Origin of the sequence: Microcoleus sp. PH2017_24_DOB_U_A, from assembly GCF_020738205.1 — a bacterium.
Lineage (GTDB): Bacteria > Cyanobacteriota > Cyanobacteriia > Cyanobacteriales > Microcoleaceae > Microcoleus.
This window is the reverse complement of record NZ_JAEQCT010000055.1, coordinates 71,467-83,653: the sequence shown is the minus strand read 5'-3', so window position 1 is coordinate 83,653 and position 12,187 is coordinate 71,467. Positions and strand designations below refer to the sequence as shown.

The following is a 12,187-nucleotide window of genomic DNA, read 5'->3' as shown; positions in this document are numbered from 1 at the left end:
TGACAGTTGACAATCAAAAATCTTCAATCCCCAATCGAAAATCCAAAATCCAAAATCCAAAATCGTTTGACAGTTGACAGTTGACAGTTGACAGTTGACCGCAAGAGGGGGATCTGGCCTCAACGGTAAACGATAGATACAAAAGTTGTTAGGCGATTGTTGACACCTAATGATGCAGCGGGCGTCCGAAACGCCGGTAAGCTTTCGCCAAAACTTGGGATTATTAAATTCTAGGATTCGGACGCGATGGCGTCGAGGGATGGAGAGCCCGGTCATTTAACAATACAGGCTGATTTAGATCAATGTTCACAATCAAATGAAAGCAATGGTATTAACGTCAGAGAAAGGCGATCGCGATGACACCGACTGCGAATTAATTTACGCTCCGGCTTCGATTCAACCTCACGGCATCCTGTTGGTGGTGGAATCTACTGTGTTGAAGATTTTGCAAGTTAGCAATAATACTTTTAAGGCGATCGGCATTTACCCGCAAGAACTTTTGGGCAAGTTTTTACATGGATTTGTCGAGACTGAGGAAATTAAGGCGATTCAAAAAGCTTTATGTGAAAACAGCAATCAAACTAACGATATCAGCTTATCATTCAAAATTCAAAACCGCAAGTCTTTTTTTCATGGGACGCTGTATCAATTAAGTTCGGTATTAATTTTTGAACTAGAGCAGGTTGTTTCCCCAAAAGCGAGCAATTATTTCAATTCTTATCATTTAGTCCAAAAGCCGATCGACAAAATCCACAACACGCCAAACCTGCAATTGCTGTGTCAGACAGTGGTAGAAGAGGTGCGGAGGATGATTGGGTTCGATCGGGCGATCGTCTATCAATTTGATGCCACAGGTGCGGGAAAAGTCGTCGCCGAAGATAAAGCAGAAAATTTGGCTCCTTTATTGGGAATGCACTATCCGGCTGCGGATATTCCCCCGCAGGCTAGAAAGCAGTTCACCATGAATTTAATTCGATTTATTCCCGATATTCACTATCAGGCTGTAGAACTAATTCCTGAGTGCAATCCGCTGACCGGTCGCCCCCTGGATATGGGCTTATCTTTGTTGAGAACAGTTTCGCCTTGCCACGTTCAATATCTCAAGAATATGAACATTGGCGCTAGCATGACCGTGACATTAATCAAAGATCGAAAACTCTGGGGATTGATCGCCTGTCACCACCGAACACCAAAGTATATCAACTACGAAACCAGAACGGCTTGCGAACTGGTAGCAAAGTTTGTAAATCTAGAACTCAGCTACAAACAAGATAGCGAAGACCGGGACTATGCAATTAATTTAAAAGAAATTTGCCATAAATTCATCGCTGAAATTTCTCAATCACACTGCTTTGTAGAAGGTTTACTTAAATCCCGAGATGAATTGCTGGCATTAGTGGGCGCTATCGGTGGAGTTGTCTGTGCCAATGAAAATCTAACAGCCATTGGCACAACCCCAGAATTGGGAGAAATCAGAAACTTAATAGCTTGGATAAAACCTCAAATAAATAATGATGTTTTTTATACAGATTCTCTCTCAAAACTGTATCCGCCATCGGAGAAATTCAAGAAAATTGCTAGCGGTTTGCTGGTGCTTGCCATATCCGAGATGCAAAATTATTACATTTTGTGGTTCCGTCCCGAAGCAATTCAAACTGTCAACTGGGCAGGCAAACCCGACTGGCCAATTGAATTTAAACCGGATGGCACCCCATTGATGTCTCCTCGCACTTCCTTTGAGTTGTGGCAAGAAACTGTGAGGTCAAAATCTTTGCCTTGGCTGCCTTGCGAAATCGAAATTGCCCGAGAACTGCGAGTTGCTATTGCTAGCATTGAGTTGCGGAAAATTAACCAGCAGCTCAACTTAGCTTTGTCGGCTACCAAAATTGGATTTTGGGACTGGGACATACAGAAAAATCGCATGGTTTGGTCGAGGGAACATGAAGAGTTGTTTGGATTGGCGCCTGGAACTTTTGGCGGAACAGATCAAAGTTTTGCAGCTTGCGTTCACCCGGAAGATTTAAAAGCTTTGGAGAATGCTAGGAATCAGGCCCTCGCCGAGCGATCGGATTTCTGTCACGAACACCGCGTGGTTTGGCCCGACGGCAGCATTCACTGGATGGAAGGGAAAGGTAAGTTTTTTTACACCGAAACGGGCGAAGCTGTGCGGATGGTGGGCACAGTTACAGAAATTAGCGATCGCAAAGCTAAAGAATTACAGTTGCGTTTGTTGGAATCAGTCATCACCACGACTAACGACGCGGTGTTAATTACCGAAGCTGAACCGATTGACGAACCGGGCCCGCGAATTCTGTATGTCAACCCAGCTTTCACGCGGATGAGCGGCTATACGCTAGAAGAAGTTGTGGGCAAAACGCCGCGCATCTTGCAAGGAGAAAAAACAAATAGGGCAAGTCTCGATCGCATTCGGAGAGCTTTGAAAACCTGGCAGCCGGTGCGGGTTGACTTGATCAATTACCGCAAAGACGGGACGGAATTTTGGGTAGAATTGAGCATTGTGCCGATCGCAGATGAAACTGGTTGGTTTACCCATTGGGTGGCAGTGCAGCGCGACATTAGCGATCGCAAACAAGCTGAAGCCGCCCTCCAACAGCTCAACGAACTCTTAGAAATGCGAGTTTTGCAGCGCACCAGAGAACTAGAAATTTCTCAAACAGAACTGCGGGAAAGCGAAGCTTTATTTCGTTCTCTGAGCGAGAGTTCTCCTGTCGGCATCTTCAAAATAGATGCTGAGGGGAAATGTACCTATACAAATCCGCGCTGTCAAGCAATTGGTGGCTTCACAGCCGCAGAAGCTTTAGGAGACGGCTGGATGCGATTTGTTCACCCCGAAGATATCAAACTAATTCAGTCTAAGTGGTCGGAATTGCGATCGCCTGGTGAAGAACTTTCCTGCGAATTCCGCCACATCCAGCCAGATGGAACAATCCGGTTTGGTCGGGCAAAAGCAGCTCCGATTTTTGCCGATGGAGGTCAACTAATTGGTTACGTCGGCACAGTCACAGATATCACAGAAAGTCGAGCAATTGAAAAAATGAAAAATGAGTTTATTTCCATTGTGAGCCACGAACTGCGAACGCCGCTAACCTCAATTCGCGGTTCTTTAGGTTTGCTGGCGGCTGGGGTGCTCAAAGATCGACCGGAAACTGCCAAACAGATGTTAGAAATTGCGTCAAGCGATACCGAACGGTTAGTGCGTTTGGTCAACGATATTCTCGATTTAGAGCGACTCGATTCGAGCCAAGTTACCATTGTTAAGCAGTGGTGCGATGTGCAGGTTTTGATGCGGAAGTCTGCGGAAGCTGTGATGTCTGTGGCTGCTGAAAATAAGATTAATTTGTCGATTTTGCCCGCAACGGCACAAATTTGGGCTGACCCGGACAGGATTGTGCAACTGCTGGTAAATTTGTTGAGCAATGCGATTAAATTTTCGGCTCCGGGGTGTACAGTAACTGTCAGGGTTGAAGATTTGGTCGATTCCCTACGGGATAGCTACGCTTCACGGGTTTTATTTGAAGTCAAAGATCGAGGGAGGGGGATTCCTGCTGATAAACTAGAAACTATTTTTGGACGGTTTCAACAGGTCGATGGTTCTGACTCCCGCCAAAAAGGAGGTACGGGTTTGGGTTTGGCTATCTGTCGCAGCATCGTGCAGCAGCACGGAGGCAGAATTTGGGCCGAAAGTGTTGTCTCTGAAGGCACGAGTTTCTATTTCACAGTGCCTGCACCGCCCGAAGGCGAAGGGGAGAAGTTTTGAGATTATTTTCAGTCTTGAACGCACGCACTCTATATAGGGTGGGCACTGCGTATCGGTGTGCATTGCCCACCCTACTAATATCAAATCGCATCGGAATTATTAGCCGAAATGAGGAGACGGCTTGGCCTTAGTCCCTACAATTAATCTGGGGTAGGGACTAAGGCTAAGCCGTCTCCTTTCCTCTATCATGTATGAGCGCAGCCGGAATTGATATAAGTTTTCTTTCAGTTTACGATGATTAATTTAAAATAAGGGTTTTAATTATGTCAGCAAAGCAGATTCTGGTAATCGATGACGAACAAAACCTCTGTAGCGTGATTCAGGCTTGTCTAGAACATTTAGGTGGCTGGAGGGTGCTGATTTCGCCCGAGGCCAGCAAAGGATTGGTTTTAGCTGAAACTCAAGTCCCTGATGCTATTCTACTCGATGTAATGATGCCCGATATGGACGGAGTTACTTTGTTTGGTTTGCTGCAAAAAAATGCGACTACTCGAGAGATTCCGGTGATTTTTCTGACGGCTAAGGTGCAGGCGATGGATTTGAACGAGTTTGCTGATTTGGGGGTAGCAGGGGTGATTGCCAAGCCTTTCGATCCTTTGAGTTTGGCGCAGCAAGTTGCGGGAATTTTGGGTTGGGAAACGTTGCTTTAAGCTGGGGAAAGTTGACTGTTAACTCTCAGCAAAGGAGGACACGGCAATGCCGTTTCTTGCGCCGCAAAATAATCGTAGCACGGGCTCTCTTGCTCTCTTGCCATCGCGCGATCGAGAAATATAACCATCGCAAGCATTTATTGTAGGGACACGGCACTGCCGTGTCCTTTCTGTGGGTAATATTAATTCCGATGCTACGGGATTTGATCTAACGGGGAATTTAAGCCGGATGGCGATCGGAAATCCGGTTTATGGTTCTCAGCCTCTTGCTAAAATCTCGCAATTATCTTGGTGAACCGACTTTCTCCGTCCCGGAAAGTCGAAGTTTTCGGGCTGTTTTCAGAATTTCCTCATTTTTTTGATTTAGCTTTGAGATCGATCGGTGATTGGTTACTTCAAACCCTGATTCCCTAGAAGTTCCAGAGATAACCTCAGGGAGTCGGGGTCTTTTGTTGCCCATAAAGTCGATCGGCTTTATGCGTATTTATACTTAGATTACTGTTGTATAAATTACAGATTGTTGCTCGATCGACCAAATGGTTTAAGCCATACTCCCTAATACAGCGAAGTTGGTAGGGAAAAACCCGGTTTCTGCCTAAGTGTTATAATCCATGCTTTGAGCAAAATATATTGATTTAAAACAATGACGATCTTCATAATTTCCTCATATTTTTTAGATAATGTTTATCCCAGGTTCTTCAAGTGAAGGTCGCACTCTCAGTAGCATCCGGCTGCCAAAAAACAAACCTGTTGTCAGGAGAGTTTGGTGAGTGACGGTACTTTTGATTGAGGAGTGCGACAACACAACCAACCTGAATCAATCAGGGGTTAGGCACTGCATACCAACCAAACTGGGTTTTTCAACCGGAAAAAACTGGTTTCGGTGCAAGTATTCTAAGTGTTGGCAGGAAAAATCAATCAAAAATAAATTAATAACTGAGGATGTGATTCGTGCTGTCGAATAACGTCGAGAAAATAAGTAGGTCATTTTGTCAACAGCCAAACTCGCAATTGCGACGAATAGGCAAAGCGAAGTCTGAGTAAGTTTTTTAAAGAGTGTGGAGATTTCTCAAATGTCATATCAGCTATCTTCTCAAGGTAACAACCAAATCTTGTGCTATTACGCCAATGCTACTAACCAAATTCAGGTTTTGCGGATTGGAAACATTCCTAATTGGTACTTTGAAAGAGTGATGTTTCCGGGGCAGCGAATGATGTTTGAAGCTGCGGCAACAGCAGTATTAGAAATTCATACAGGCGCGGTGGCAAGTGCTATTTTATCGGACAATATTCCCTGCTACGTGCTGCGGGTTATAGAAGAGGTAAGTTCTGAGTTCGATCGGGTTATTCCGGAAGCAAAATATGCGGTATTAGCGCGCTAAAGTTCCGGAGAAATGAGACGAACTGGATCGGGGGCAACAAATATCTAAGTTCAGTAGTATTTGGGAAATTGGGAAAATGCAGAAAAATCTTGTCAATATCACCTTGGGCGTAGTCACAGAGGAAGTAGAAATTATCTTGGGGTCTTATCCCAACCATCCCCACCAACAGGTTTTTTCACACTCGGGCTTGCGGCAGGATTTAATTGCTTACGTGCTGAGCAGAGTTCCTAATAAATATACTGCGATCGACTCCGGCGAGTCAGCGAACCAAAAAGTTCAGGTTCGCTGTTCTTCAGAACAGTTGCTACAGATAGAAAATTTGATTCATACTGGCATTCGCGACTTACTGCACAGCTATCAGAAGGTAGATTATCGCGTTCGGGAAGAAGTTAAATTCGATTCTAGAGTTGGTAGTTGGTTTAGATAGTTTTCGGTAATTGAGGGAGATGCCGAGATCCTCGGCACTCTCGATCGCCCGATCGAGCTAAAATTGTCTGTACGCAGAGCTTGCATTCAACACTTTTGGTAATCGCGGCAGCCCTCGCAGGGGCCATTGGGGTTGACAGCACAGCGCAGAATTTCCGATCGAGCGTTAAAGTGGCAGCTAGCAACTCCGATAACCCAGATGCCGCTGACAAATGTTCTTTCCGTCGGCGGTGCGGCAGACTGCACGTACAAGGCAATTTTTTGCAGTTGGTAGCGCCCGGATTTGAGTTGATAGCGGTGGTGGCGTTCCAAGACAGCGTAGGTTTTTCCCTCTAAATCCAGATAGTTCCCCGGTTGTGGCGTCCAATCCAGCCGAATGTTCCCTAGGGATTGGCGGGAGTGAGAGAGAATCACTTCTACTGGTAAAGTATTTTGTTCCATGTGCGGTGCGACAAGCGAGTACAAGCTGATGGTATCGCAATCTCCGTGTTTGTAGTGAGGACTTCAGTCCTCTGATCTTATGAGGACTAAAGTCCTCACTACGAACCTTTAATGGCCTTTTATACCATCAAAATTTCCAAAAATAAGTCATTCCTTCCAGGATTCCCCCAGCGCAAGCAGAGCCAGCTAAATAATGATTTTCAGTACCATATTCGCGATGCCATGCTAAGAGTTCTGACATAGCGTTAGCAACGATTATTCCCCGAACATCCTGTTCAAACATACTAATATCATTGCCAGAATCGCCGCAAACTAATGTTGCGTCCGATGGAATTTGGAGGCGCTGTTGTAAATAAGTTAGGGCATTGCCTTTATTGCTAGTTTTTGGTAAGATATCTAGATCGCGATTGCTGCTAAAAATGATTTGAGCTGCTAGTCCCGATGCGGTTAATTTTTGCTGCAATTCCTGGAGAATCGAGCTGTTGTCTGCTTCTGGTTCCAGACAATAACTGATTTTCCAAGGATTTTGTTCTGTTAGGGATTGGGGTTTAAGCTGCTTAAACTGTTGAGCTAAAGAGGCGATCGCAATTTTATCCCAGTTTTGAGAAATATATTCCGCCCAATCTAAATCGAGGGTGGCATTTTGGTAAATCTCGCTGCCTACACCTGCGATCGTATAGTCGGGGGCTAGCAGTTGCTTTTGGGAAATTAACTCGCAGGTTGAAGCATGGGAACGCCCGGTAGCGTAAACTAAACAAATTTGCGATCGCTTTGATCGCAAGTGCTGGTTTAAAAGTTGAGTTGCTTCGTCATCTCCGACTAATGTGTTGTCTAAATCTGTCACTAATAAGAATTTCATTTTGATAATTGGGAATTGTTCAGTTGACAGTTGACAGTTGACAGTTGACAGTTGACAGTTGACAGTTGATAGTTGACCGATTGAGGACACTTGACAAAGGAAGTCCGAGGATTGGACTAATGAATAGTCTGATTTTAATTTCTCCCGATCGGGCGGGCGGGCTTTCAACCAATTGTTTCTGGTAATTCCTTAATTACAAGACTTAATTACAAGAATAAAATTATCTTAGTTTTTGTGATCTTTTGTTGGTTTGTGGTGCGACAGGGGGCGTCAAGCTGCCACAATGGATTAGGTTCAGGATAACTCAAGTCCAGAAGTTGCGCTAGCGAGGGAGTCTGTCAGACGAAAGGCTGATGGGGGTTGAGGTGGAAGTGTCGCAGCTATCGGGGAGAAGGGCTGGCGGATTGATTGAATTGTCGATCGAGCTTTATGACAAGATACAGCACGCGGGCGATCGCAGCAACAGCCCCAAAAGTAAGGGGGCAATTCGTAAATTGCCCCCAAATGAGTTAGAAATTACAAACTTTCCTCAGTCTGAAAAAGCTACTGAAGTCGGTACAGTGCCGAAACTAGCAGCCAGACTGACACCTCTGATCTCCTTAGTATACAACAAGAGGCGACAGAAGTCATAGGATTTGAGATTTTAGATTTGGGAATCACTGATATGGTGTCCGCTGGATTAACCGGACTACGAAAGGTTTGTAGTGCGGACTTCAGTCCGTAAAATGCTGCGGACTGAAGTCCGCACTACAAACCATTTTTGTTATGGTAATCGACCGGACATGATATGATTAGTATCTGTAGGTTGCGTCGCAGAAATATCGTACCAAAAAAAGAGCGAAAATCGAGCGACGCCAAGCACGAAAATATGTGAGAAAACAACGATTTTTTTTTCTTGGTATTAGATCGAATATGGTACAAGGTGGAAGAAACGAGCTTAGGATCGCATATTAAATAATTTACACTCTTGAAAGTGGGATGGGCGTCCCGCCCGTACACAAAGGACGGGGGGGACGCCCATCCCACAAGAACAATAAAGATTATAAGTTATTTAATTCTCATTTCTTATTGAATTGGAAGTTCGATGATAAATTCAGTGCCTTTCCCAGGTTCCGAGAGGCACTGCAATTTACCTTTGTGTTTTTCAACCACAATTTGATGCGAAATTGACAAACCCAAACCGGTGCCTTTACCTACGGGCTTTGTGGTAAAAAATGGGTCAAATAAACGCACGATATTATCTTGGGGAATTCCCGGGCCGTTGTCTGAGATGCGAATATAAATTCTATTGTTATCAATCATTTCAGTTTTGATTGTGATTGCTGGAAAACTTGAATTGGGGGTATTTGTGGCTGGGCTGCTGCTTTCTTCTAAAGCGTCGATTGCATTTGCCAAGATATTCATAAATACCTGATTGAGCTGTCCGGGATGACATGGTATTTTTGGCAGTTCTCCGTATTCTTTAATTACTTCAATTCCCTGCCAGTGTGCCTTGGCTTTTAGCCTGCTGTTCAACATTAACAAGGTACTTTCTAAACCTTCGTGAAGGTCGGCAGGCTTGAATTTAGCTTCGTCTGCCCGGGAAAAATTGCGGAGAGTTTGAATGATTTCTACAATTCGATCGCATCCTGTGTGCATCGAATTTAGCAATTTGGGCAGGTCTTCTGCTAAAAATTCTAAGTCTATATCTTCAGCTTGTTTCTGAATTTTGGCTGGGGGATTCGGCAATTCTTCTCGATACATCTGCACGATGTCTAGCAAGTCGAGAACGTAGCCGCGGACGTGGCAGAGGTTGCCGGCGACAAAGCCAACTGGGTTGTTAATTTCGTGGGCAATTCCTGCTAGCACTTGCCCGAGGGAAGACATTTTTTCGGTTTGGACTAATTGCATTTGAGTTTGTTGCAATTCGCGCAAAGCTGTTTGCAATTCCTGGGATTTTTGTCGATCGCGATCGGCAGCAGCAGCCCGTTCTTCCTCAACTCCGATCGCCCCAGCGATAATTCCGATCAGCTTGCAGTCGGCTTCTGTGGGTGCGATCGACTCGGTGTAGACTACGCACACGGCACCCACGTAATTCTCACCCAGCCTGACTGCTTGTCCCAGATAGCTTTTGAGTTGGTAGCGGATGACAGCGGGATCGATTTCGCCGTAGATCGTGTTCTGCAAGTCAGGAATCGCCACAGCCCGATCGCTGGCTTGGTGGCAGACATCGGTGCAGACATGGCCTTCGGCGCGATCGACCTCTGGGTAATCGGGCGGCGCTTGCCAAGTCGCGATCGCGCGCAGCAGCCCGCCTCCGACGTGGCTGTAGATGGCGCTGCTTCCCCCCAAAAGCTCGCCAGCTAAGGATGTCAGGCGCTGAATGTTCAAGCCCGCGTCGGTGGTGAATCCCAAAAAGCACTCGTTGATTTTGCTGAGGCGGTACTCTGCTTGTCTGCGCGCCGTCATGTCGCGAGAGTTGATCGCAATTCCGTTCACAGCGGGGTCTGCTAGCAAGTTAATGCCGACTCCTTCGAGAAAACACCAAGAACCGTCAGGGCGCCGGAACCGACCTTTGAGGGCGATCGGATCGCCGGGATTTGCGAGCAGTTTTTCGCCGTCGGAAATCGCCGAGGGCAGGTCGTCAGGGTGAATGAAATCGAGGGCAATTTGACCGATGAGTTCCTCTGGTTCGTAGTCCAAGACTGTTTCTACAGAAGGGCTTTCGTAAACAATGCGACCGCAGCCGTCGAGAATGGTAATGATGTCGGAACTGTTGAGAATTAGCGATCGCCACTTAGCTTCATTTTGCAGTAAAGCTGATTCGGCAAGTTTGCGATCGGTAATATCCTCTACCATTTCCAAAATAAACTGTGGCGTTTCGTGACTGCTGTGGATGACAGAGGCGCTGAGGCGTCCCCACCTGATGCTGCCGTCTAGGCGGAGGTAGCGCTTCTCGATTTGGTAAGCTTCGCGCGATCCTGAGACCAACTGTTGGCGCAAGTGGCGATCGGACTTTGCGTCTTCCGGATGCGCCCAGTCGTCGATGCCGGCGCCGCGCAGTTGGGCTTCCGATCGCCCCAGCATAGCTTGAAATGCCGGATTAGTCGCGATCGCCACGCCTTCGAGGGTAGCCACTGTCATGCCGATCGCAGCGCGTTCAAAAATTGCCCGAAACCGCTGTTCGCTGTCCCGTAAAGCTGCCTCTGCTTCGACTTCCTGAGTGATGTCCCGCCCCGCCACTGCCATGCCTTTGCGGGAACCGTCGGGGTTAAACAGCGGCACTTTCCGCACTTCAAACCAATTGCTGCCGCCTGTAGGTAAGGAGACAACTTGGCGGGTGCAAGTCAGAGTACCGGCTTCCCAGGTAGTTTCCTCGGTTTCTTGCCAAGTTAGCAGGATTTCTCTGACTCTCGGATCGGCAGTAGCAGCAAGTTCGGCGGTAGTTTTGCCCTGGTAGTCTGAGGTATCGAGGCCCAAAAGTTGGAGGGCGCAGTCGTTAGCAATCAGCCAGCGCCCTTCGCTGTCTGTGAGGTTGAGGGCGTCGGGCACGGCGTCGATCGCGGTTTTCAGCCAATATTCTCGATCGCCCAGGGCTGCTTCAGCGCGCTTGCGATCGGCGATTTCGGCGACGGTTCCCTCGTAGTAAAGGAGTTCGCCGTTTTCGCCCTCAACTTCGCGCACGTTTTCCGAGATCCAGGTAGTGCTGCCGTCCCGGCGGAGTATGCAGGACTCAAACTCTTTCAGGGAGCCTTTTTTGGTAATAGTAGCGACGAATTGGGCGCGGCGGGTGCGATCGACATAAATGTTTGTTGCCGAACATTTTGCGATCAGTTCTGACGGAGAATCGTAGCCGTAGATGCGGGCGAGTGCCGGGTTGGCGCTGAGGTAGCGCCCGTCTGGGGCGATTTGAAATATGCCTTCGGTGGCGTTTTCAAAGATGCTGCGGTATTTTGCCTCGGCTTGTTTGAGGGCTTCTTCTGCTTGAATGCGATCGGTGATCTCAGCTTGGACGCCGATGAAGTGGGTAACGGTGCCGCTGCTATCGCGCACCGGTGAGATGGTGAGTTCATTCCAGAAGGGCGTGCCGTCTTTGCGGTAGTTTTTCAGAACTACTTTGCAGTCGTGTTGTTCTCGCAGGGCTGCGCGGATGCGATCGACGGCTGCGCGATCGGTATCCGGGCCTTGCAGGAAACGGCAGTTGTGTCCGATGATTTCGCTGCGATCGTAGCCTGTAATCTTCTCGAAGGCTGGGTTGCAGTAGACGATTGGGTTGTCCGGAAGTGTAGCGTCCGCGATCGCGATGCCGTTGCTGGTAGCTGCCAGGGCGCGATCGTACAGCCTCCATACTTCTTCTATTAAATTCGGTGCATTGGGGCCGGTACGATTCGGCGATAGATTGTCAAAAGGAATACTTATATCGATCTGCATAAGTTTTTATAGATTGAGTTTATTATCGATCGCGATCGGCAGCATACCCTGCAATTTTAACAAAAATTTCCTATTTTCTTATATAGCCTTTCTCAAAAAGATGAGGTATGACTGACAGCTTATATAACCCTTAAATTAAGAGGGCCCTCTTCCCAACAACGTCCGCGAATATGAGAGCTAGATCCACTATATGTCGAAGTTAGAAAATCATCCTCCAAAATTTATGCATTAAATTATACCA

At 46.9% G+C, this 12,187-nt stretch carries 8 protein-coding genes; 5 read left to right on the top strand and 3 right to left on the bottom strand.

Going from position 1 to position 12,187, the window contains the following annotated elements; genetic code table 11:
- The first annotated feature begins 325 nt into the window (after positions 1-325).
- From JGK07_RS16450 to JGK07_RS16435, 4 genes are all read left to right on the top strand, one after another.
- A complete protein-coding gene (locus tag JGK07_RS16450; RefSeq protein WP_293204473.1) occupies positions 326-3,778 on the top strand; it encodes a PAS domain S-box protein in 3,453 nt (1,150 codons plus the stop codon).
- A gap of 263 nt (positions 3,779-4,041) precedes the next feature.
- Positions 4,042-4,428 carry a response regulator gene (locus JGK07_RS16445; RefSeq protein ID WP_293154432.1) on the top strand — a complete coding sequence of 129 codons (387 nt, stop codon included), beginning with the start codon at positions 4,042-4,044 and terminating at the stop codon, positions 4,426-4,428.
- Positions 4,429-5,501: 1,073 nt separating this feature from the next.
- Positions 5,502-5,810: a DUF1830 domain-containing protein gene (locus JGK07_RS16440; RefSeq protein ID WP_293175572.1), complete on the top strand. Its 309-nt coding sequence runs from the start codon at positions 5,502-5,504 to the stop codon at positions 5,808-5,810.
- A gap of 76 nt (positions 5,811-5,886) precedes the next feature.
- Complete coding sequence (locus JGK07_RS16435; protein WP_293175574.1) at positions 5,887-6,237, top strand: hypothetical protein; 351 nt, start codon at positions 5,887-5,889, stop codon at positions 6,235-6,237.
- 86 nt (positions 6,238-6,323) lie between these two features.
- On the opposite strand, the gene JGK07_RS16430 is transcribed toward JGK07_RS16435, so the two are convergent.
- Both JGK07_RS16430 and JGK07_RS16425 read right to left on the bottom strand, forming a co-directional pair.
- On the bottom strand, positions 6,324-6,677 hold the full coding sequence (locus tag JGK07_RS16430; protein ID WP_293204475.1) for a DUF6464 family protein: 354 nt from the start codon (positions 6,675-6,677) through the stop codon (positions 6,324-6,326).
- A gap of 127 nt (positions 6,678-6,804) precedes the next feature.
- Positions 6,805-7,536, bottom strand: a complete 732-nt coding sequence (locus tag JGK07_RS16425; RefSeq protein ID WP_293175578.1) for a sucrose-phosphate phosphatase — start codon at positions 7,534-7,536, stop codon at positions 6,805-6,807.
- A 353-nt stretch (positions 7,537-7,889) separates the two neighbouring features.
- Between JGK07_RS16425 and JGK07_RS16420 the strand changes: the two genes are divergently transcribed.
- Positions 7,890-8,168 (top strand): hypothetical protein, encoded by a 279-nt coding sequence (locus JGK07_RS16420; RefSeq protein ID WP_293175580.1) that lies wholly within the window; start codon positions 7,890-7,892, stop codon positions 8,166-8,168.
- A gap of 433 nt (positions 8,169-8,601) precedes the next feature.
- On the opposite strand, the gene JGK07_RS16415 is transcribed toward JGK07_RS16420, so the two are convergent.
- Positions 8,602-11,946 (bottom strand): PAS domain S-box protein, encoded by a 3,345-nt coding sequence (locus JGK07_RS16415; RefSeq protein ID WP_293242610.1) that lies wholly within the window; start codon positions 11,944-11,946, stop codon positions 8,602-8,604.
- Between the last annotated feature and the right edge of the window lie 241 nt (positions 11,947-12,187).

What these genes read in the sequence shown, in the direction of transcription:
- JGK07_RS16450 (WP_293204473.1), top strand. Translation starts at nt 326, where the DNA reads ATGGTATTAACGTCAGAGAAAGGCGATCGCGATGACACCGACTGCGAA.
- JGK07_RS16445 (WP_293154432.1), top strand. Translation starts at nt 4,042, where the DNA reads ATGTCAGCAAAGCAGATTCTGGTAATCGATGACGAACAAAACCTCTGT.
- JGK07_RS16440 (WP_293175572.1), top strand. Translation starts at nt 5,502, where the DNA reads ATGTCATATCAGCTATCTTCTCAAGGTAACAACCAAATCTTGTGCTAT.
- JGK07_RS16435 (WP_293175574.1), top strand. Translation starts at nt 5,887, where the DNA reads ATGCAGAAAAATCTTGTCAATATCACCTTGGGCGTAGTCACAGAGGAA.
- JGK07_RS16430 (WP_293204475.1), bottom strand. Translation starts at nt 6,677, where the DNA reads ATGGAACAAAATACTTTACCAGTAGAAGTGATTCTCTCTCACTCCCGC.
- JGK07_RS16425 (WP_293175578.1), bottom strand. Translation starts at nt 7,536, where the DNA reads ATGAAATTCTTATTAGTGACAGATTTAGACAACACATTAGTCGGAGAT.
- JGK07_RS16420 (WP_293175580.1), top strand. Translation starts at nt 7,890, where the DNA reads ATGGGGGTTGAGGTGGAAGTGTCGCAGCTATCGGGGAGAAGGGCTGGC.
- JGK07_RS16415 (WP_293242610.1), bottom strand. Translation starts at nt 11,946, where the DNA reads ATGCAGATCGATATAAGTATTCCTTTTGACAATCTATCGCCGAATCGT.